This is a genomic window from Pseudomonas sp. GM60, assembly GCF_000282415.1.
GTDB classification, from domain to species: Bacteria; Pseudomonadota; Gammaproteobacteria; order Pseudomonadales; family Pseudomonadaceae; genus Aquipseudomonas; species Aquipseudomonas migulae.
Genome location: NZ_AKJI01000168.1, coordinates 1 through 22,618, shown reverse-complemented (window position 1 = coordinate 22,618; position 22,618 = coordinate 1). Strand labels below are relative to the sequence as shown.

15 protein-coding genes are annotated in these 22,618 nt (G+C 58.9%); 2 read left to right on the top strand and 13 right to left on the bottom strand.

What is annotated here, in order from left to right; all coding sequences use genetic code 11:
- Positions 1-43: 43 nt before the first annotated feature.
- The 7 genes from hflX to PMI32_RS01185 all read right to left on the bottom strand — a co-directional run bounded on the left by hflX (position 44) and on the right by PMI32_RS01185 (position 7,976).
- Positions 44-1,345, bottom strand: a complete 1,302-nt coding sequence (hflX, locus tag PMI32_RS01155) for a ribosome rescue GTPase HflX (protein ID WP_008035321.1) — start codon at positions 1,343-1,345, stop codon at positions 44-46.
- Between the two features lie 12 nt (positions 1,346-1,357).
- A complete protein-coding gene (gene hfq, locus PMI32_RS01160; RefSeq protein WP_007902656.1) occupies positions 1,358-1,618 on the bottom strand; it encodes an RNA chaperone Hfq in 261 nt (86 codons plus the stop codon).
- 94 nt (positions 1,619-1,712) lie between these two features.
- The gene (miaA, locus tag PMI32_RS01165) at positions 1,713-2,684 is read right to left on the bottom strand and encodes a tRNA (adenosine(37)-N6)-dimethylallyltransferase MiaA (protein ID WP_008035319.1); all 972 of its coding nucleotides are present in this window, start codon (positions 2,682-2,684) and stop codon (positions 1,713-1,715) included.
- Positions 2,684-4,594, bottom strand: coding sequence for a DNA mismatch repair endonuclease MutL (gene mutL / locus PMI32_RS01170; protein WP_008035318.1), 1,911 nt, complete (start codon positions 4,592-4,594; stop codon positions 2,684-2,686). Before mutL ends, miaA begins: the two co-directional genes overlap by 1 nt.
- The gene (locus PMI32_RS01175; RefSeq protein WP_404943243.1) at positions 4,591-5,970 is read right to left on the bottom strand and encodes an N-acetylmuramoyl-L-alanine amidase; all 1,380 of its coding nucleotides are present in this window, start codon (positions 5,968-5,970) and stop codon (positions 4,591-4,593) included. The genes mutL and PMI32_RS01175 overlap by 4 nt, the downstream gene beginning before the upstream one ends.
- Positions 5,971-6,018: 48 nt before the next feature.
- The gene (tsaE, locus tag PMI32_RS01180; RefSeq protein ID WP_008035315.1) at positions 6,019-6,489 is read right to left on the bottom strand and encodes a tRNA (adenosine(37)-N6)-threonylcarbamoyltransferase complex ATPase subunit type 1 TsaE; all 471 of its coding nucleotides are present in this window, start codon (positions 6,487-6,489) and stop codon (positions 6,019-6,021) included.
- Positions 6,477-7,976 (bottom strand): bifunctional ADP-dependent NAD(P)H-hydrate dehydratase/NAD(P)H-hydrate epimerase, encoded by a 1,500-nt coding sequence (locus PMI32_RS01185; RefSeq protein WP_008035305.1) that lies wholly within the window; start codon positions 7,974-7,976, stop codon positions 6,477-6,479. The genes tsaE and PMI32_RS01185 overlap by 13 nt, the downstream gene beginning before the upstream one ends.
- 63 nt (positions 7,977-8,039) lie before the next feature.
- Between PMI32_RS01185 and queG the strand changes: the two genes are divergently transcribed.
- Complete coding sequence (gene queG / locus PMI32_RS01190) at positions 8,040-9,110, top strand: tRNA epoxyqueuosine(34) reductase QueG (protein WP_008035303.1); 1,071 nt, start codon at positions 8,040-8,042, stop codon at positions 9,108-9,110.
- 19 nt (positions 9,111-9,129) lie between these two features.
- Here queG and PMI32_RS01195 read toward each other — a convergent pair whose 3' ends face one another.
- The 5 genes from PMI32_RS01195 to orn all read right to left on the bottom strand — a co-directional run bounded on the left by PMI32_RS01195 (position 9,130) and on the right by orn (position 20,560).
- Positions 9,130-13,899 (bottom strand): RHS repeat domain-containing protein, encoded by a 4,770-nt coding sequence (locus tag PMI32_RS01195; protein ID WP_008035301.1) that lies wholly within the window; start codon positions 13,897-13,899, stop codon positions 9,130-9,132.
- A 93-nt stretch (positions 13,900-13,992) separates the two neighbouring features.
- A complete protein-coding gene (locus PMI32_RS01200; RefSeq protein ID WP_008035299.1) occupies positions 13,993-14,988 on the bottom strand; it encodes a hypothetical protein in 996 nt (331 codons plus the stop codon).
- A gap of 150 nt (positions 14,989-15,138) precedes the next feature.
- Positions 15,139-19,101, bottom strand: a complete 3,963-nt coding sequence (locus PMI32_RS01205; protein ID WP_008035293.1) for a dermonecrotic toxin domain-containing protein — start codon at positions 19,099-19,101, stop codon at positions 15,139-15,141.
- Between the two features lie 125 nt (positions 19,102-19,226).
- Entirely contained in the window at positions 19,227-19,838 is a 612-nt protein-coding gene (locus PMI32_RS01210; protein ID WP_008035291.1) for a trimeric intracellular cation channel family protein, read from the bottom strand.
- A gap of 179 nt (positions 19,839-20,017) precedes the next feature.
- The gene (orn, locus tag PMI32_RS01215; protein WP_008035288.1) at positions 20,018-20,560 is read right to left on the bottom strand and encodes an oligoribonuclease; all 543 of its coding nucleotides are present in this window, start codon (positions 20,558-20,560) and stop codon (positions 20,018-20,020) included.
- A gap of 107 nt (positions 20,561-20,667) precedes the next feature.
- On the opposite strand from orn, the gene rsgA reads away from it, so the two are divergent.
- Entirely contained in the window at positions 20,668-21,699 is a 1,032-nt protein-coding gene (gene rsgA / locus PMI32_RS01220; protein ID WP_008035286.1) for a small ribosomal subunit biogenesis GTPase RsgA, read from the top strand.
- Between the two features lie 53 nt (positions 21,700-21,752).
- Here rsgA and PMI32_RS01225 read toward each other — a convergent pair whose 3' ends face one another.
- Positions 21,753-22,022, bottom strand: coding sequence for a hypothetical protein (locus PMI32_RS01225; protein ID WP_008035284.1), 270 nt, complete (start codon positions 22,020-22,022; stop codon positions 21,753-21,755).
- Positions 22,023-22,618 lie beyond the last annotated feature (596 nt).

Genomic DNA, 22,618 nt, shown 5'->3' with positions numbered 1-22,618 from the left:
TACAGAATGCCTGTCACCGCGGCACAACCGCTTTCTCAGGCTTTTATTGCAAAGTGTGTTGTTCGATGAACTCTGTCGGCACAACGCCTTCACGGCTGACCAGCCGATTGAGCTCCGAGCGTGGCAATCGAACGGCCAGCAAGCTGACACCTTCTTCGTCGTGTTCTTCTTTCTGTACCGCCCCGAGTTCGAAGAACTGCGCACGCAGTCGAGCGAATCGTTGCGGCAAGCGCAAGGTACCGATAAACATCTCACTGCCCAGCAACTCGGCAATGGCTTGTTCGAGCAATTCCAGACCACTGCCATCACGCGCCGACAACCAGACCCGTTGAGGCTTGCCGCTTTCGTCGCGCTGAATCTGTGGCTCAACGCCTTCAAGCAAATCGAGTTTGTTATAGACCTCGAGGATCGGCAAGTCCTGGGCACCAATCTCGCCCAGCACCACCATCACCTGCTCGATCTGCAACATGCGATCCGGTTCGGCCGCATCGATCACGTGCAACAGCAGGTCGGAGTTGCTCGACTCTTCGAGCGTAGACCGAAATGCCTCGACCAGCTTGTGGGGCAAGTGACGAATGAAACCCACGGTGTCGGCCAGGACAATCGGCCCCAGGTCGGCCAGCTCCAGACGGCGCAAGGTCGGGTCCAGCGTGGCAAACAACTGGTCAGCCGCGTACACGTCGGATTTCGTCACGTTATTGAAGAGCGTGGATTTGCCGGCGTTGGTATACCCCACCAAAGACACGGTAGGGATATCCGCACGCGTACGGCCACGTCGCGACTGTTCGCGCTGGCTGCGCACTTTTTCCAGTCGGCCCTTGATCTGTCGCAGGCGAACCCGCAGCAAGCGACGGTCGGTCTCCAGCTGGGTTTCACCCGGGCCACGCATGCCGATACCGCCACCTTGACGCTCAAGGTGAGTCCAGCCACGAACCAGCCGGGTGCTCATGTGGTCAAGCTGGGCCAGTTCTACCTGGAGCTTGCCTTCATGGGTACGGGCGCGCTGGGCGAAAATATCGAGAATCAGACCGGTGCGGTCGATCACGCGACACTCGAAAACACGTTCGAGGTTACGTTCCTGACTGGGCGTAAGCGTGTGATTGAAGATCACCAGATCGGCTTCTTCGGCATGGACCAGGTCGCGCAGTTCCTCGACCTTGCCGCTACCGATCAGGAATTTGGCGGTTGGCCGATGACGCGGCACGTTAAAAAACGCAACGGTCTCGGCGCCGGCCGAATTAGCCAATTCCTGAAACTCCTGCGGATCTTCGCGCGCCTCAGGGTCCTGTCCATCCAAGTGAACGAGGATTACTCGCTCACCACCACCGTGGCGCTCAAAGAACAAAGGAGACTCCTATCAGGCGTTACCTGGCTCAGCGTCGCCTGCTTCGGATTCGGTTGCGCTAGGCAGACGAATTGGACGAACCGGCACCACTGTAGAGATAGCGTGTTTGTAAACCATCTGGCTGACGGTGTTCTTCAGCAGGATAACGAACTGGTCGAAAGACTCGATCGTGCCTTGCAGTTTGATCCCGTTGACCAGGTAGATGGACACCCCAACTTTCTCTTTACGTAAAGTATTCAAGTAAGGGTCTTGTAGCGAATGCCCTTTTGACATGTGCCGCACTCCTTTAAGGATTCAATATAAAAAATAGGTAAACAGATGGCTTGTGGCCGTCACACCCCCAAGGATAGACGGCAATTGCAAGGACTCAGCTCAATATGGAGATGGTCCCCAGGTATTTCAAGGCGCGCGGCAGATTGTCGCAATCCAGGCTGTCCAACCAGTGTAAATCAGCCCAACTGCGCAGCCAGGTGAACTGACGTTTTGCCAATTGGCGCGTGGCAATGATTCCACGCTCCTGCATCTCGGCTTGCGTCAGCTTGCCATCCAGGTAGTCCCAGACTTGTCGGTAGCCTACTGCACGTATAGACGGCAACCCGGAATGCAGGTCACTTCGCTTACGCAGGGCTACGACCTCGTCGATGAATCCCTGTTCCAACATTAAAGTGAATCTTTGTTTAATTCGCTCGTGCAGTACCTGACGATTTGCCGGAGCAATGGCCAAGTTCGCGACAGTATAGGGCAATTGTTGCAGTCCCGAAGCGGCTGCTTCAGTACTTTGCGCAGATTGTCTCAGTCTAAGCTCGGTCATGCTCTGACCGCTGACACGATAAACTTCCAGCGCTCGACTGAGTCGCTGCGGATCGTTCGGGTGAATACGCGCTGCCGATTCCGGGTCGATGATCGCCAATTGGTCATGCAGGGCTTGCCAGCCAAGGCGTGCAGCTTCTTCTTCGATCTGTGCGCGCACTTCAGGATCGGCCGCCGGCATGTCTGCCAGGCCTTCGACCAAAGCCTTGTAATAGAGCATTGTGCCGCCCACCAGCAGCGGAATTTTGCCCCGCGCGGTGATGTCGGCCATCGCTTCGAGGGCGTCACGGCGGAAATCCGCGGCGGAATAGCTCTCTGCCGGGTCGAGAATATCGATCAGACGATGGGGAAATTCGGCCAGAATCTCTTTCGAGGGCTTGGCGGTGCCGATGTCCATGCCGCGATAGACCAGCGCCGAATCGACGCTGATCAGCTCGCAAGGCAGGACTTTGGTCAGCTCGATGGCCAGGTCGGTCTTGCCCGCTGCGGTCGGGCCCATCAGGAAAATCGCAGGAGGGAGCTGGCTCATCAACGACCGCGCAGGAACAGTTTGTCCAGATCGTCCAGGCCCAATTGGGTCCAGGTCGGTCGGCCATGGTTGCATTGACCGCTGCGCTCGGTGTTTTCCATGTCGCGCAGCAGACCGTTCATTTCCGGCAGGGCCAGACGCCGATTCGCCCGGATCGCGCCGTGGCAAGCCATGGTGCCAAGCAATTCGTTCAGGTGCGCCTGAATCCGGTCGCTGGTGCCATATTCCATCAGATCCGCCAGCACGTCGCTAACCAATCGATTGGCCTCCGCCTGCTTGAGCAAGGCCGGAATCTGTCGAATAGCCAGTGTTTCCGGGCCGAGACGCTGCAACTCAAAGCCCAGACGCTGGAACCACGCGACGTTTTCTTCGGCGCAATCGCCTTCGCGCTCGCTCACGGCCAAAGATTCCGGAACCAACAGCGGCTGACCGCTCAGGCCTTCGCTGGCCATGGCGACTTTCAGGCGTTCGTACATGATCCGCTCATGAGCGGCGTGCATGTCCACCAATACCAGGCCTTGGGCGTTTTCCGAAAGGATGTAGATGCCCTTGAGTTGCGCCAATGCGTAACCCAACGGTGGAATATCGTCCTGACCGGCCGGCAGCGCGACAGCATTGGCTTCCGGCAGCGGCGCAAAAAACTCACGGTAAGCCGCCTGGGCTTCAGCCGCAGGCACGCCGGACTGAGGACGCGGCGTGTATTGATACTGATAACCGGCACCAGCGCCCGAGCCCGCCGGCGTGTTGAACGACGGTTGCGCCTGGGGCTGCTCCAGCAGCGCATTGGCCGCCAGGCGCATTTCGCCTTGCGGACCGAATTCACCGGCCTCGAGGCCGCTCGGACGAACGATGGCAGTCGCCACCGGTGCCGCCAGATGATCATCCGGTCGCACATCGCCCAAGGCACGGTGCAAGGTGCCGTAGAGGAAATCGTGAACCATGCGCCCGTCACGGAAGCGCACTTCGTGTTTGGTCGGGTGCACGTTGACGTCGACACCGGCCGGATCGACTTCGAAAAACAGCACGAAAGTCGGATGCCGACCATTGAACAGCACGTCGCGATAGGCCTGGCGCACCGCGTGGGCCACCAGTTTGTCGCGAACGGCGCGGCCGTTGACGAAGAAATACTGCAAGTCCGCCTGGCTGCGGTTGAAGGTCGGCAAGCCCACCCAACCCCACAAATGCAGGCCGTTGCGCTCGATTTCGATCGGCAGCGCCTGTTCCAGGAACCCCGAGCCGCAGATCGCCGCCACACGCCGGGCGCGGGCCGCGTCGTCATGGGCTTCATGCAGGCTGAGGATGGTTTTGCCGTTGTGGCGCAAATGGAACGCCACGTCGAAGCGCGCCAGGGCCAGGCGTTTGATCACTTCTTGTAGGTGATCGAATTCGGTTTTTTCGGTTTTGAGAAACTTGCGTCGCGCCGGGGTGTTGAAGAACAGATCCCGCACTTCCACGGAGGTGCCCACCGGATGAGCGGCAGGCTGCACGCGGGGCGCCATGTCCCGTCCTTCGGTTTCGACCTGCCAGGCCTGATCGGCATCACGGGTGCGGGAGGTCAGGGTCAAGCGCGCCACGGAGCTGATCGAGGCGAGTGCCTCACCACGGAACCCGAGGCTCATCACCTGCTCAAGGTCTTCCAGGTTGCGGATCTTGCTGGTGGCGTGACGGGCCAGGGCCAGCGGCAGGTCATCGGCAGAAATGCCGCTGCCATCGTCGCGCACCCGCAGCAGCTTGACGCCGCCCTGCTCGACATCGACGTCAATGCGTTTGGCGCCGGAATCGAGGCTGTTTTCCAGCAATTCCTTGATCACCGAAGCCGGGCGCTCGACCACCTCGCCGGCGGCAATCTGGTTGGCCAGTCGTGGGCTGAGCAGCTCGATGCGAGCGCTGTTGATCACGGCCTGATTCATTCTTTGGATGCCAGTTCGGTGCCGGGAATGGTCAGGGTCTGACCGATTTTCAGCTCGTCGGTTTTCAGGTTGTTGGCGCTGCGCAAGGTGGCCGGGGACACCTGATAACGCACAGCGATCATCGCCAGGGTTTCACCCGGGTTCACCCGGTGATCACGCGGCCCCTGGGCGATTTTCCCGGAATCGCGCAGCCAGGCGATGTACGTGCCCGGTGGCGGATTCTGCTGGAAGAACTGGCGTACGCCGCTGCTGATCGAGCGAGCCAGCGCTTGCTGGTGGCTGGACGCCGCGAGTTTCGAGGCTTCGTTGGCGTTGGAGATGAACCCGGTTTCCACCAGGATCGACGGGATGTCCGGCGACTTCAACACCATGAACCCGGCTTGTTCCACGCGCTGTTTATGCAGAGGTGTAACACGACCGATATTGCTCAGAACCTTCTGGCCGACGTTCAGGCTGGACGTCAGCGAGGCGGTCATCGACAAGTCGAGCAGCACGCCTGCGAGCATGCGGTCCTTGTCGTCGAGGCTGACGTTGCCGGCACCACCGATCAAGTCGGAGCGGTTTTCACTGTCGGCCAGCCAACGGGCGGTTTCCGACGTGGCGCCGCGATCAGACAGGGCGAACACCGAGGCACCGAACGCAGCAGCCGAAGGCGCGGCATCGGCGTGGATCGAAACGAACAGGTCGGCGCCTTTCTTGCGGGCGATTTCGGTACGGCCACGCAACGGAATGAAGTAGTCGCCGGTACGGGTCAGTTCGGCGCGGAAGCCTTTCATGCCGTTGACCTGGCGCTGCAATTCGCGAGCGATCGCCAGCACTACGTCTTTTTCACGCTGACCGCGAGAGCCCGAGGCGCCCGGGTCTTCGCCGCCGTGACCTGCGTCGATCACGACAATGATGTCGCGCTTGCCGGCCGGTGCGGGCGGCAGCTTGACCGGGGGATCGACCGGGGTGACCGGTACCGGCGCGACGGTCGCGACGTTGGTCGGCGCAGGAATCGGCGCGGCGTCGGCGGCGTTATCGAACAGATCGACCACCAGGCGGTTGCCGTACTGGGCGTTCGGCGCCAGGGTGAAGCTCTTCGGCGTGACGGCTTTTTTCAGGTCGATGACCACCCGCAGGTCGGTCGGCGTGCGTTGGGCCGAGCGCATGGCGGTGATCGGGGTGTTGGCGGTGGACACGTTCAGCGGCGCACCGAGGGTCGCGCCATTGATGTCGATCACCAGTCGGTCCGGGGCTGTCAGGGTAAAAACGCTGTGTTGCACCGGCCCGGTCAGGTCGAACACCAACCGTGTGTTGTCCGGCGCCCGCCACAGACGGACGCTGTTGACCTTCGTTTCGGCCACAGCGTCGACGGTCACCGCCAAAAACAACATCCCTACGGCAGCTACCATCGCGCGAAAGCGCATACCTGACCCCATCATTTAATTGATTTCCAATGCCAAAGCGGCACACCACGACTCGCCACGCGAGCCCTGGGACAAAATTTTCAGCGAACGCCCGCTGTCTTGCGGGCTAATGGTAATGGTCAGGTCGGGCTTTGGCAAAAAGCCTGCACCTTTATCGGGCCACTCGATCAGGCACAAGGCATCGTCTTCGAAATAGTCGCGGATGCCGAGGTACTCCAGTTCTTCAGGGTCGACCAAACGATAGAGATCGAAATGGAAGGCGCGGATGTCGCCAATCTCGTAGGGCTCGACCAGGGTGAACGTCGGACTTTTTACCGCGCCCTCATGCCCCAGCCCCCGGATGATGCCGCGGGACAACGTGGTTTTCCCCGCCCCCAGATCCCCTTCCAGAAAAATCAGACCGTGCCCTTCGGTGGTTTTCGCGATGCGGGCGCCAAACGCGGTCATCGCTTCTTCATCAGCCAGGTACAGGGTTACTTCAGACACGGTGCTTGCTCCTCCAACAACTGACGAATGGCTGGAATCAGATCACTGGCCGCCAGCCCACGGCCCGATTTACCTTGTTGCGCGCCGGCATTGGCGTGCAGCCAGACGGCGAAGCAGGCCGCATCGAACGCGTCCATGCCCTGGGCCAGCAACGCGCCGACCAGACCGGCCAGCACATCGCCCAGACCGGCAGCGGCCATGGCCGGATGGCCCTGATGACACACCGCCAGACGCCCGTCGGGACTGGCGATAAGACTGCCGGCGCCTTTCAGAATCACTACAGCTGTATATTTTTTGCTCAATGCGTGAGCAGCGGACGGACGGTCGGCCTGAACCTCAGCGGTACTGATCCCGAGCAACCGTGCCGCCTCCCCCGGATGCGGCGTGATCACGCAGTCTTTGGGCAGGCTCACGAGTTCGTCAGCCAGCATATTCAACGCATCGGCGTCCCAGACTTGTGGAAGCGGCGCATTGGCCGCCGCCGACAGCAGACTGCGCCCCCACGAAGCCTGCCCCAAGCCCGGACCGACCACCAGCACGGAAACCTTTTGCAGCAAACCCATCAGCTGATTCGCCGACGAAGTGCCCAGCACCATCGCCTCGGGAATTCTGGCCAGTGCGGCTGGCACGTGCTCGCCGCGAGTGGCCACCGACACCATGCCGGCGCCACTGCGCAGCGCACTTTGTGCACTCAGCAAAATGGCACCGCCGAAACCGCGATCACCGCCAATCAGCAAGACATGGCCGAATTTGCCTTTATGGGCGGTCGGCGCACGCCCCGCCAGACGCGGCAAGTTACCGGCCGTCAGACGATGAGCACTGATGGCGATCCCGCTCAAAGACTCAGGCGAAGCTTGCAGATCATTAAAGACCCACTCGCCCACCACGTCCGCCGCCTCGCCCGTGAACAGGCCCAGTTTCAAACCAATGAAGGTCACGGTCAGGTCCGCCCGGACAGCCGCGCCGAGCACGCTTCCTGTATCCGCACAAAGGCCCGAGGGAATATCCACCGCCGCAACCCCCAGGCCGCTGGCATTGATCGCCGCGATGACACTGGCGTAAGGCTCTCGCACCTCGCCCGTCAGACCGGTGCCGAGCAAGGCGTCCAATACAACGCCACGCAACTCCGACTGCGCACCCCAGGCTTGAACGGCGACGCCTTCGGACAGGGCCTCGGCGTGGGCCAACGCCGCATCGCCCTGCAAACGCTGGGGATCACCGACCGCCAGCACGCGCACATGCCAACCGGCACGCTTGGCCAACACCGCGACCAGATAACCGTCACCGGCGTTGTTGCCGTGACCGGCGGCCACCGTCAGTTCGTTGGCCGTCGGCCAGTGCCGGACCAACGCACGCCAGGTCGCCCGCGCCGCCCGCTGCATCAATTCGAAGCCCGGCGTACCGGCCGCAATCAGGCTCGCATCGAGCGCTCGCACTTGCGCGGCGCTGTACAGCACGTCGGGTAAATCATCTTTAGTGTGCGGCATGCGTCTTCGGGCTCCGATGTCTGGCAGAATTATACGCACCTCAGCTCCGGTTTCTCTCGCCTCATGCCCGCTATTACCACAGACCTGCCCGCCCTCGCCCAATCCATCAAGGACTGGGGCCGCGAGCTGGGCTTTCAGCAAGTCGGCATCAGCGGCCTGGATCTGGCCGAGCATGAGCAGCACCTGGCGCGCTGGCTCGAAGCCGGTTACCACGGCGAAATGGACTACATGGGCGCCCACGGCAGCAAACGCTCACACCCGGAAGAACTGGTGCCCGGCACGCTTCGGGTGGTGTCCCTGCGCATGGATTACCTGCCGGGCGACACCCAAATGGCGCAATTGCTGGCGCAACCGGAAAAAGCCTACGTGTCGCGTTACGCCTTGGGCCGCGATTACCACAAGTTGATCCGTAAACGCGTGCAACAACTGGCAGAAAAGATTCAGGCGGTCATCGGCCCGTTCGGCTACCGCGCGTTTGTCGACAGCGCACCGGTGCTGGAAAAAGCCATCGCCGAAAAGGCCGGCCTTGGATGGATCGGCAAAAACACGCTGGTCTTGAATCGCAAGGCCGGCAGTTACTTCTTTCTCAGTGAGCTCTTTGTCGATCTGCCGCTGCCGGAAGACCCTCCGCACGCCACCGAACATTGCGGCCGCTGCACCGCGTGCCTCGACATCTGCCCGACCAACGCCTTTGTTGGCCCTTATGTTCTAGACGCCCGACGCTGTATTTCCTACCTGACCATCGAACTGAAAAGCGCGATCCCGGAGGATCTGCGGCCATTGATCGGCAATCGGGTGTTCGGCTGCGATGACTGCCAGATCGTCTGCCCGTGGAACCGTTTTGCCCGGCCGTCCGGCGAAAGCGACTTCAAGCCACGGCACAACCTGGACAACGCTGAACTGGCTGAACTGTTCATGTGGGATGAAGACCGGTTTCTGAGCAGCACCGAAGGCTCGCCGCTGCGTCGGGCGGGTTATGAGCGCTGGTTGCGGAATCTGGCGGTGGGTTTGGGGAATGCGCCTTCAACGATTCCGGTGCTGGAAGCATTGAAGGCGCGGAGGGAATACCCGTCGGAGTTGGTTAGGGAGCATGTGGAGTGGGCGTTGCGTCAGCATGAACTACGCGACGCCTGATTTTGCACCCCACCCGGCATCAACCTCCTTTTTGCGTATGACCAAACTTGAACATGGTCGCTGTCCGAGTGTCTTTGTTCACATAGAAAAACAGACGCATTCCCTGGTTGAGCCTGATCTCGGTATAACCGCTGTCATTGAAGTATCCGGGCTCGAGGAGTCGCTTGGGGGGCGGTGATTTGAACGGCACCATTTCGTTGTAGTAGGTTTTTCCGCCCAGCAGCTCGGCTGCCTGACCCGGTGTCATCCCCTCATCCTTGATCGCGTCCTTGAACCGGAAAAACTTTGCCCTGCTCGCATCATCCAGTGACTCAAAACCCGGAATGTTGCGCTGCGCGTTGTAAGTCTTGTAAACCCACTTTGCGGAGGATGCCTCTGCGGACTGAGTAGATGATCCAGCCCTTGCGCTTCTTCCGCTCATCCCGCTGGCCATCGCTTTCGCCGCTCCTTGTGCATCGCCGCTCAAGCCTGACCGGAACGCTCCCGCGACCTTGCCGGCGCCCTGAGCTGACGCCCCGGCGCCAGCCGCAAAAGACGCCAGCCCCAACCCCAGGCTCACGTAGCCGAGGACGTCACCCAGCTCCGATTGCGGCATCACTTCGTGGGCAATCTCACTCGCAATGCCGGCGATCCCGGACGCCAGCGCCAACGTCAGGCTAGCGACCGCCAGCGGCGTGGTTGTGCCAAAGGTCAGGATGCTGGTCGCAATGCTGAACAGCGAAAGGCCAACGCCCAAGGCAGATTGCCAGGAAACATGCCCAGTTGGATCAACCCGATTGATCGGGTCGCCGAGGCAGTAAGCGTATGGGTTCAATCCACCCGCGCCAAACGGGCTCAAGCTGTCCGGGCTGAGGAAACGCATCAACGTCGGGCTGTAGGCCCGGTAACCATTGCCTAGCAGATAAAGCCCGGTCAACGGGTCAAGCTGCTCACCGCTGAATCCTGCCTGGCTGAATATCCCGCCTTCGGCAGGACGATATCCGTAGGGGCTGTAGGCAACTTCGTCGCGCTGTGTGCCGGACTCGGCGATCAAAACGCTTTGCTGCAGGTCTGTGCCAAATAGCGTCAATCCAGCGCCCGCGCCCTGTTGCTGTTCCCCCAGCAATAAACCGGACTGGCGCCCACAGGTACGACGGTCAGCACCGCTGATCTCGTTGATCACCCGCCCGTCATGATAGAAGCGCTGGGCACCCGGCCCGACGGGTTGTGACAGCTCGACCAGGCGATCGCGCGCATCGTAGTGATAGCCGCGCATCACCGCCCCGGATGCCGCAGCGATTTGCGTCAATCGCCCCAGTGCGTCGTAGCTCAGCGCACGAGCGTGATCGTCCTGGATCATCTGGCCGTTGGCGTCATATTGCAGCGTAACCGGCGGCGGATAATCCGCGTGAGAGTGCTGAACCTCGATCAGTTGCGTGGGATCGACAGCGCTGTAGGTGAAGGTCGTGGTGTTGCTGCCACCGGGAAAATCGTTTTGCAGACTGACGATGTTATCCAGCGCATCGTAAACGTAGGTCTGCTTGATAATGTCTTTGCCAAAGGGATCGCGTGGCCGCAGCGTTCCGCTACAGGTGTAGCTGCCCAGTCGACCTCGGGCGTCGTAGTCGAAGCGTTCGTCGCGCAGCACGTCTTCACCGATGCCCAGTACCTTCTGCGTCAGCTTGCCGGCGAGGTCGTAACTCGATTTCAGGGTCTGAGTAGCAGCGCCCTTGACCTCAAAGCTGCGCGAAATTTCTCGCCCCTGATCGTCGTAGATCAGGCGGGTCGTCATGGAACGCTTGGCCTGAGTATCCTGCGAGTCGACCCGTTCCAGCAGGCCCACAGCGTTGTAGATGAAATCGGCCTTGAGCGAATTCTGCTCAAACGACTTTGCCCGCCCCCATTCGTCGTACTCCGTCTTGTGTGCCTGACCGAAGACATCGACGCAAGTCAGTGGCCGGCCACCGAACGTGTACGTGTACGAAGCCGTCCGGTCCACGCCCGCGTGCGCAGTGGTTTCACTTCTCAGGCGTCCGGAAGGGTGATATTCGAAGCGCGTTTCCCGCTCCTGCTCGACACAACTGGCTAATTGCCCGTGCAGTGGGCTGTAAGTGAATCCGGCGTCCAGTCCGGTCGCCTTGCGTTGCGTCACGCGCCCGCCGAAATCGCGCGCATAAACAAACTCGACCTTTTCACCGCTGGCGCTTTTCTGCCAGATCGGTTGCGTGAATCCTGCCGCGTAGCCCGCAGTGACCGCGCGTCCACCCACGGTGCTTTCGCTCAAGCGGCCCAAGCCATCGAATGTCTGCCGCCCAAGACTTTGGTCCGCCACTTTCACTTCAGTGGCAAGCGACGCCTGGCTGTGCAGCGCGTAGTCGGTCTGCACGGTGTTCCCGTCGGGCAAGACGCTGCGCCGCAACCGATTGAACACGTCGTACTCATAGGTGGTGGTGTTGCCGACAGGATCGGTCTGGCTGATGGCTCGGCCGATGCCGTCATAGCCATGAACGATTGCGCCTTGGGTTTCACCCGCAATATTGAACGACTCGATACGATCAGGCTTGCCGAAAACATTGAGGCCGGTGACAGACTTGCCCATGCCCTCAAGCCAGCGGGTTTCAGTGCGGGCCACAGGGTCGATTGCGCAATGCTCCTTGCGCCCGTCAGCGTGAAGCGTGGTCTTGACCTGTCCCCAGCCATCGTAGACAAACCCGGTCTTGACCGGCCGGGCAACCCCGTCCCACCAGTCAGAGTGCGTTTGCTCCACTAACTGGCCCTGCGCATCGTGGTGCGCTGTATAGATAACGAACAACTGGGTCCTGGCCACTTCGTCCGGGTTATCGCAATCCTGCTCTTCGACGGCGACGACGCGCCCGAGGCCGTCGTACACAACTTTTTGCTGAACGCCGAGCAGATCTGTCGTGAGCATCGTCGCCGGAGCTTTATTGCTGGCCGCCTGATAAACCATGCGGCGAGTGGCGGCGTTGGCCGTGCCCGGCGAAAACGTTTCGCTCAGGGGCCGGCCAATGGCGTCGAACGTGTAGGCGACCTCACCTTGGTCTTCGCCGCGCTCGCCCAGCTTCGTGCCGTTGAGCGATGACAGTGTCTGAGCCGCGGTTTTGACGGTGCCATCGAACCCCTTGAGGGTGCTCTGAATTTCAAGCCGGTTGTTGTCGAGCACATAGGAAAACTCGGTAACCGTCGCCAAGGCGTTTTGCGTGATGGTTTGTTTTTGCAGCAAGCCATGGCGCAGCGGGTCATCAGGCTGATTGACGTAGACCCGTTGCGTTTTCGAACGCAGAATTTCAGCGTCTGCGTTCAGCTCATAAAAGCTCTCCTCGACAGGCAGCACGGCGGTCACCGGCGAACCTTGCAACGAGGCGTGCAAGGCATAGCGATAACGCATCACCGTCGAGGCGGCGCTTGGTTTATCCGATGCTTGCGATGCCGGGATGATGGTTCTCTGCTTCTCAAACCGGACAAACCCCAATGGGTCGGCAGGGCACCCCTCCGCTCCGGCAGCGGGATAAAATTCGGACAGGGTCGTGACGCCATCCGGTCCGACCTGTTTGAGCAGGTTGCCTGCCCCATCGAATTCGGTGTGGATAAGCTCTTCGCGTGATGTCCCGGCGGTGCGGTTTTCGTAGCGTAACGTCTGGACTTTGGGCAATCGAAACTGCGCAGGTTGCTCGAGAAAGCTCTTGCCCGAATCGATGTGGTACACCGTGGACCGGGTGGTGATCATCTGCTGACAGGTCGCCACCTGCGAAACCAGCAGATGATATTTGTTGTAGGTGCGCACCGTGGAGCTGTGGACCTTTGTGCCCGCCATCAGTTTTTCGGTCGAAGAATACTCATAGCCCGACGAGCTCTTGTAGAGCGTGTCACCGTCCGGGGACCAACGCCTGCCTTCGTCATCGAAGCCCTGAAAGTTCTTCTGCGAGAACTCATAATTTTTCGTGATCGCGGGCTGATTCTGCCGTGGGTACACGGTATGGGAGATCACATAAGGCATGGAGCGAATCGGCGAACCGGGCGGGAATTGATGCCCCGCTTCCTGATACCCGATTATCTCTCGCGCCCCTAGCGGCGAATCGACCTGGGTCAGGCACTGGAGATTGCCGAAAGGCTCATAGGTCAGAAACCAGGACCCGCCTACGGGCAAATCAATGGAGGCCACCGCGTTGTTAGCGAGCGACAACACAAAGCTGGCTTCACATTCGGTGCCGGGGTATTGCGTCAGCGTAACCTTGCCCCTGGTACGGGAAATGCTCAGCAACGTACGCTGTGAGTCCTTCACAGCGACCAACGCCGGTTGCCCGTTGATGGCGGTGTAGTCGAGCGTGATAGCAGCGCCATTGGCTCCAACAATCCTCATCGGCACCGCTACATCGCTGCCCTCAAAGATCTTCAACTCTTCACGCATACCATTTTTATGGATGACGTCAAAACGCCCTGGCCCAGACCGTTCGACCTTGAGCGTCTCAAGTTTCAACTCATCGAAGACCAGGTGGGTGGCTGTCTGCTTCGTCTTGAAACTTCCACCACCGGACAAACCGAGTATTTCATTGCCCGCATCGTAACGGGTCATTGCCATCGACCAACCGATGCCGAAACCGCTGTCGGTACTGTTGAGTGGGCTGTAGGACAAGTTGATTGGCAAAGAAAGCCCGTTCAACTCCGCGGACTTGATGTCACTCAGCATCAACGAACAGGTGTAAATACCGGTACGGGGGTCGACCCCGCCGGAGAGAAACTCATCAAAATTAAACGCATTGGAATAGACGCTCGCCACTTCAGTGACTGTCATTATCAGATACCCCTAGAACTCATGAATATTGAATCATCACGCAGCACATCAGCTGCGCACATATCTTGATCAAAGCTTTGACCCAACGGATTCTCAGCCTCTTCTCAACACAAACTCATCATTAGGAATATCGATTTCAATCGACAGATTGTGCGTATTACCGAACTCATCGAAAGCGACAAAGTGAAAAGATTCAACTCTCACTTGATTAGTGTAAACATACTGCGGAGGCACACCCTTTATAACTGTCAACTCCCCCGAACGCTGGTTTACTTCAACCTTGCGCCACTCAGAAACGTAGACATCCAACTCTGTTGCCCGAGAAGGAGCAATGACACCCACGAAGGACCTCGGCGCATCCCGCCCCAGAATCAAGCCTGTATCACAGAATAAAACAGGGTAGGTACCACCGACTTCGTACTGACGACTTTCCCAACGCAGCAGTTTTACTTGCTTGCCGCCTGGATACAGCCCCAAGTTGTATCGAAACAATAGATCGCCCTCAAACGATCCGCGGAGTTCATGCGACTGCCACGTAAATTGCTCCACGCCATAATCAGGGCTTTTTTCCGCATGAATCACAACACTTCTGGAAATCTTCCGGCCATCCGGATTCAGGGTGTTATTGCTTCGGTAAACCTTGCCCTGCACCGTCACTTCAGCAGCGATTTGTGCTTGCCCGTCGATTGCCGATGAAACCCAGAACTCTACGGGCGTTCCGCTGCTGCTCCCTGCGCTGCCGGACTGAACGCCTCCGGGCATGTCATGGGTGTACCCGTTTTCGTAACGACTGGCATTCCAACCAGCCAGTGGCAGATTTTGATACGACTCCCCTTCCAATGGCTGGCCATTGTGGAAATGAATCAGCTTTGCGGAGAATTGAAGCGGGGAAAGGTCGATTTCAACTGCATCACCATTTTCATCTACCGCTTCGACGAACACCCAGACGCGAACTTGCATCCGCCCATTGGCATACACTTTTTTTGATTCGACACCGGGGGCTTCGAAGCGGACTTCCAGTTTTGACAATCCTGATATGGAAGGTTTGTTACTTTCTACAGTGGCAGTCAAGCCTTGAATATTACTCATGACGCATTCCTTGCTGGTTATTAATCGACTCAACGGGTCGCATCACCGACTAATAACAAGAAAGAATCAACACCTCAATGCAGTAATTACCACAAACTTAAACATGTAACTTTCCACCCAAGCAATCACTTACAAAGCATTACAACCGACTCAGTCCGAATCCCCCTCATCAACTCCGCTGTCGTCCGAATCAGGCGCTTCCTGCCAATCGATTTCTTCATCCAGCACACCATCAAATTGAATCATTATCTTTTTATCAAAACCGGAGCCCTCAATATAAATTTCAATACGCGACCTGCAGGCTCCACTCAACGGATTACCCAACAAGTTGTAATTGACATCTCGCGCATCAGAAACTTCAAACAGCTCATCCGGCAATGTGGTGATCTGATTGAACCTCAGATCGGCAAACGCCAACTGTTCAAGATCGAACAATCCGACAGGCACATCCATCAAACCTGTGTTCTTCAAGTAGAGACTGTCCAGCCTGCTCATGTAACGAACATCGGGAGTCAACCCAAGCAGGTTGTGGTCCAGGTGTAAAAGCGTCAAACCCTCCATATGCGCGAGGCCTTCGACCGCAGCCTCATTCAGTTCGATAGCACAGTCATCAAGGGTCAGCGTCTCCAGTGCCCTCATCTGATAGATTTCCAAGGGCAAAGTATCCAGCGCGAAGCCTGACAATGTCAGGTACCGCACACCCGGGAAGCTGGCGAGAAAGGAATGCCCGCCCAACCCGGCGCTGCTGCTCAAAGACAACTCACGAACATGGCTGAAGTCTGCCGACAACACCGGTAACTCACCGAGTATCTCCAGATCGTAATCAAGCGTGGTCGGTGTGTAGCGGTTGGCCGTCGTCAGTCTGCGACTCCAATTCGCCTGCAACTCCTGCGCGAACAGTTTTCTGCCCTGGCGTTGAATAGAGCGTTCATCCTCTGTGAGCATCGATCCCCTGGTCGGATGATGGGACGGCACGTCATTGCTCCACATTTCCAATTCATTGACCAACGTGACGTATTCATTCTCCAGGCGCGCAACGGCCAGCACCGGCTCCCCGATCAATCGCTCGCTGCGTAGCGTCGTCATTTCTTCCTCGGAGAGCGTCGGGTACAGCGTTTGAAGCCGTTGCTCTACGGAACGCGCTGGCTCCGGCACAAAATCGCCACCGCCCAACAGATAGCCAGAACGCCCCACGGCCAGCCCCATGGGCGAACGAGCACCCGCCTCCAAAGGCGGCTGTCCCAGCAACGCCCTGGCTTGCGAGCGAGGCATCAGTGATTGTTGCCTGACCGCCTGCCGGAGCCCCGCGCCCTGCCCGACATGAGGCAAACCCAACGCCCGGCGCTGAGCATCGGGAAGGGCATGCTGGACGGCGCCGTAGAGATCGTCGAATGCGTGCAGCTCCTTGCCGAAGCCATCGTAGGCCTGGTACTGGCCATTCTGTTTGACCAGGACTCTGCGGATCGGGGCCTCGGGACCACCGATACTGTCCACCAACGCACCGTCAACGCTGCCGTCACGCACTTCTATACGCACATCTGGCGACCAGCCGTTCAGGTTTTCGAGCCCATGCAGCGCCAGCCTGTCGGAGTCCGGATTCGCACTCGTCTCCAGATAAAGCCCTTCGTACGCCCTGCTGAGGCGCACTTCCCGTAGATAGAACAGCGCTTCATGCGCCATTCGCCGGGTGATTCCGGGGTTGTGCTGCATGTGCAAACGATCGGCAGCCTCTGCATGACGCCATAATTCTTCAGCGATGGTTTTAGGCAGATCAGGAAAAATCCGGCGTATCTGCCGGGTGTTTTCATCACTGCTCAGCTCAAAGTGGCGCTCACGTGCCTCGAACAAACTGCCGCGACTTTCCTGTGCCCAACCCGCGATTCTGAGGCGCAATCGGGCGGCCCGCACGTCGATTCCTGGCAATGAATCGCCAAACGCAGGGCTTTCACCCAGCAGTTTTTTCAGCTGCGCATCCTCAAGTGTTTCAACCACGCTTCGAACCAGATCGCCGCTTCGCAGCTGGCTGTCCCGCAGGCTGACGCCCTGAGCTTGCAGCAGTTGCACCTGCATCTGCGGATCGGCTTTCAAATACACCCGCGAATCGGTGCTTTGCATCTGCGCGATGAACGCCTGAATCTGCTGATCGAGTTTGAAACGCCGGATGGTGTCTTCGAGCAAGGCCGGGGGGCGCCGGGTATGAACGTGCATGTCGCGCAGCACTGCCTCGTCGATGCCGCTTACCGCCAGAATGCGTCCAGCCGTGACATCCGAAAACTCGGCCACCGAATGCCCCAGGCGACGAAACAGTTGCGCGCGCCGCCACTCCATGGGGCGCTCAACCTCATGCGCCCACGCTCCTGCGCCGTTGTGAGCGAGTTGTGGTTTGTAGGTATCCGGCCTGTCCGGGTGGCGAATGCGATAGACATTCCCGTCAGTCTCGGGCGCCACCACTTCATAGGTTTTCCCATCAAGAGGCAGCACCCTCGCGCCCTGATGCCGATGCAAACCGAGCGCATCGGCCCGGGAGTCGGCTGGCAAGCGCACCGCACGCTCATACGCACTCAGATCGGGATTCCACAATCGTTGCTGGCCTGCCCCCATATCAACGACTTTCAAACGGCTGACGAAAGCGCCGGGGGCAACGGACAGCAGTTTGCCGACGGCCAGGCCGCCCAAGGCAAACGCGCCCAACTGGGCGACCGTTTCAGCAATGGACAGCAAATGCGCCGACGCTTCGATCAACTGCCCTTCGGCCCAATCAAGGATGCCGGTAAACGTGTCGTCCAGCAGTTGGTACAGGGTATAGGCCAACATCAGTTCGCCCAGAAACGGCACGAACGGGATCGCCGCCAGCGCCGCGACCTCCAGCACAATGGTGGCGACTTTTTCCAGGCGGTCCCATTGCTCCCAACGCGACTTGCGGTCTTCGTCTGCGGTAGGCACGGCCATGACGCGCGCGTCATTGAGGATCTGGTTCAGCCGGGATTGATACAGCCAGGTCCACAATTGCGGACCCACGCGCTGTGTTTGCATCCTGAGGTTGGGACGCGCATCGGGGGCTGCGGCGTTGAGCAAGTTAAGCAACGTGGCGAAAAAGGTGCCTCGTTGGTCGTGAGCGACAAATCTGGCAAAAAAACGCTGGTAATCGGTAGAGCGCAATTGCCGGGTCAGTTCGTCCACGAATTCGCGGGTGGAGGCATAGGTTTTCAGCGGGTGCTCTGGGTCATCGGGGATGTAGGCAATCACCGGTTCAACTTCGCGAGAATGTTCTGGATCCGCCGAGAACAGCACGATGCCGGTCAACGCCGTTCCCAGGAGGCTCAGTTGATACAAACGCAGCGCTTTTGCGCCAGGCAACGGTATTTTTTGCTCTGTGAGCAGGCCCGGCAACAACGTCTGTTCAGCTTGCCCAATGTCACCTTTCATTCGTGCCAGGAGTGTCGCCACCCTGAATCGATCCTGCTGACTGGTAATGACTTTGTGGGCCAGCATCGCTCTGGCCGCAGCATCCGCAGGTAACAACAGCGCCTCAAGTTGCTGGTTGTAGCGCCCTCCGATATCAAGTTGTCGGCACAGCGAGGCAAATGCCGCGACAGACAAGCGGCTATTAATCGGAAGAATATCGAACTGCCCGGTCGCACCGGGCTCAGTGATAAAACATGAAGCACTGTCAAAATAACGCGCTGCAGCCTCCTTCATTTCGAAGTTATGCAAGGCAGCATCCAGAAGTGAAATCGTTGTCACTTCATAGCGGACCGGTAAATCTTTGGGGACATAGAGTCGCAGGTACGTTTTCCTGACATCCAGTTCTATCTCGAACTGACTTTTCAGGGCCTGAGTCAGCAACGGCTCGGCAAATGCGCGAACGTCGGCAAGGCCTTCAAACAGGCGGTCCACCCGGGTTTGCGAAACCCAGCTACGTTGAGTCGCCTGCTTCAAGGCCTCATGACTGGCGCCGGATGCCGAGCGGCACCAGTCCGGAAAAACAACCCCGGCGTTTTTCAATGCCAGGCGTCTTTCGGCAGGCGCACGAATCAACCAGTCGGGAATCGACTTTATTATCAACGTTTGATGCGCGTCGGGCGGCGCGTTTGTCGAGTCTGAATCAGACATGCAAGTAACCTTTTTAAACAGTGGAAAACCACAGCTTATTTAATTACTCGCCTGACAAACGCTACATATATACCGCAGCTCTATAGATCATTCGTGCCGTTCTTGACGAATGTAAGCATTGCCGCTCATTGCTCGTCGTTATAAACGAACTTCGGCATTTCCCAGTGAAAACGAATCGCCAACAACCGCAGCAAGAAGCCACCAAACAGGGTGATGAGAATTGCCTGTTCACCGGGCAGTTGCAGATAGATGCACAGCATGTAGCACCACGCCGCCGCGAAGGAGACGCTGGCGTAGAGTTCGCGGCGGAAGATCAGCGGGATATCGTTGCAGAAAATGTCACGCAAGATGCCGCCGAACACCCCGGTGATCACGCCGCTGACCGAGGCCACCAGCATGCCGTGGCCCATTTCCAGCGCGGTCATGCAGCCGATCAGCGTGAACGCCACCAGACCCACGGCGTCGAGCACCAGAAACAGTGAGCGCAGGTGGCGCATCCAGCGTGCAGTGAAAACTGTGACCATGGCCGCAACCGAGGTCAGCACCAGGTATTCCGGGTGTTTGACCCAGGTCAGCGGGTAGTGACCGAGCAGCACGTCGCGCACCGAACCGCCGCCCAACGCCGTGATGCAGGCGATCAGCACCACGCCAAACCAGTCCATGCCGCGACGGCCGGCAGACAGTGCGCCGGTCATGGCTTCGGCGGTGATGGCGATCAGGTAAAGCATCAGCAACATGGTGGCGGTCCTTGCAGGAAGGCGCGCAGTCTAGCCATTTCGGCTGGGCACCAAAAGAGGGCGATCACCCAGGAAGACCGAGTCGACTGCTTCGCGGGCAAGCCTCGCTCCTACAGGGTCGCGCTGTACCCGTAGGAGCGAGGCTTGCCCGCGAAGGCGCCGGAACAGGCACCGCCTGATCAGAACTTGATGAAATGCTTGCGGTAGTGCTGCAGCTCGGCGATGGATTCGCGGATGTCGTCCAGCGCCAGGTGGGTGCTACCCTTTTTGAAGCTGTCGCGCACGTCCGGCGCCCAGCGTGCGGCCAACTCTTTCAGAGTCGAGACGTCGAGGTTGCGGTAGTGGAAGAAGCTTTCCAGGGATTTCATGTGCGTATAAAGGAAGCGGCGATCCTGGCAGATGCTGTTGCCACAGATCGGCGACTTGCCCTTCGGCACCCACTTCTCCAGGAAAGCGATGGTCTCGGCTTCCGCTTCGGCCATGCTGATGCGGCTGTCGCGCACGCGCTGGGTAAGGCCCGAGCCGCCGTGTTGACGAGTGTTCCACTCGTCCATGCCGGCGAGGATTTCATCGCTGTGGTGAATCGCGATCACCGGGCCTTCGGCCAAGGTGTTCAGATCACTGTCGGTGACGATGGTGGCCATCTCGATGATGACGTCGGTATCAGGGTTCAGACCGGTCATTTCCAGGTCGATCCAGATCAGATTCTGCGGGTTTTGCATGTGTCGGCTCCTAGGCAATGCTGCGCAGTTTAGCCTAGGGAGTTGGCCGGGCGTGCTAAACTCGCGGCCGTTTTACCTAATCGCTGCATTCTTGATACGGAACACCCATGGCCAAACGCCAACTCAATCGTCGTCAAAACTGGCGCATCGAAAAGATTCAGGGCGAACGCGCTGCCCGCGCCGCCAAACGCGAGTCCTCGGCTGTCGAGGCACTTGAGGGTGGCGACCTGGGTCCGGAACAGACCGGCCTGGTGATCGCACACTTCGGTGTGCAGGTCGAAGTCGAAGCCCTCGATGGCGATTTGGCCGGCCAGGTGTTCCGCTGCCACTTGCGCGCCAACCTGCCGGCGCTGGTGACCGGTGATCAGGTGGTCTGGCGTGCCGGCAACCAGGGCATCGGGGTGATCGTGGCGCAACTGCCGCGCAAAACCGAACTCTGCCGCCCGGACAGTCGTGGCCAGCTCAAGCCGGTGGCGGCCAACGTCGACATGATCGTCATCGTCTTCGCGCCGCTGCCCGAGCCTCACGCCAATTTGATTGACCGCTATCTGGTCGCTGCAGAGCACGCCGGCATTCGGCCGCTGCTGCTGCTGAACAAATTCGATCTGATCGACGAGCAGAACGCCCCGGCGCTGAATGCCTTGCTCGCGGTTTACCGCACGCTGGGTTATCCGGTACTGGAAGTGTCGGCGCACCACGGCAATGGCATGGAGCAACTTCAGGAACAACTGGACGGACGCATCAGCGTATTCGTCGGCCAGTCCGGCGTCGGCAAGTCGTCGCTGGTCAACAGCCTGCTGCCGGAAGTCGAAACCCGCGTCGGCCCGTTGTCCGAGCTGTCCGGCCAGGGCACTCACACCACCACGACCGCGCGGCTGTTCCACTTCCCCGGTGGCGGTGAGTTGATCGACTCCCCGGGCATCCGCGAATTCGGCCTGGGCCACGTCAGCCGTTCCGACGTCGAAGCCGGTTTCATCGAGTTCAACGACCTGATCGGCACCTGCCGTTTCCGTGACTGCAAGCACGACCGCGAACCGGGTTGCGCATTGCTCAAGGCGCTGGAAGAAGGCCGCGTGCAGCAGCAACGGATGAACAGCTATCGCTCGATCATCGCGAGTTTGCCGGAGAGCAGTTACTAAGCCGCTTCCCGCAGACAAAAAAAAGCCGCGATCATTTCGCGGCTTTTTCGTTTTCAGCGTGCGGCTTTTTCCAGCGTCCAGCCCAGCACATCCAAGGCATCACAGCCGTCCTGGATCAACATGTGTGCGGCGTTGGCGAAATGCTCCAGGTCGTGACCTTCGGCTTCTTTGACACACAGGCAAGTGACGCTGTTGAGCAGATTACGTGCGGCTTTGAGTCGGTGGACAGCGGTTTCAAGAAGATCTGTAGCGCGGGCTTCGGTGTCGATGTATAGCGTCGGGCCGACGCTGAAGTTGCCTTGGAGCGGGTGGAATTTGGGCATGGCTTGAATCTCATCTGATAGGTGAAGCTCCCACCCTTTCGCGGCTAAACGAATTTGGGTGGTAGCTGTACGCGGGTTAGCCGACCGGACAGATGAACCCGGCACACCCGAAGGTGTCCCACGCACAGCTACCATAAACATGTAGATGCCAGGCAGCAAAAAGCGCCGCGATTATACGGGCGCTTGTGCATCATCTGTTACGACCGGCTAAAGTCGATCACCGATTTGTCGGTGACGGGAAAACTATAGGCGAGCATCAAGCGAATAAAAACCCGGTTTATGCGTCTCGGAGACTTCCTACACCTTTCTCGGACATTCCTCATTCCTTGATTTTTACTGCAACCAAGCGGATCAAAATTCATTCTTGCAGAATTCGACGTCGCCTGACGGAACTGGGATAAACGCAAGTGCGCCACGTTGAATCAGAAAGCGTACGCCGATCCCTTGTAGGAGCGAGACTGGCTTGCCGGCGAAAAGCGTCGGGGCAACGCGTTCATTCAGACAGCACGCGTTATCGTAGGCATCCATCGCCGGCAAGCCGGCTCCTACAGGGGAATGCGTTCAACAGAACGATCAGGTCGGCTTTCAGGCCGCCT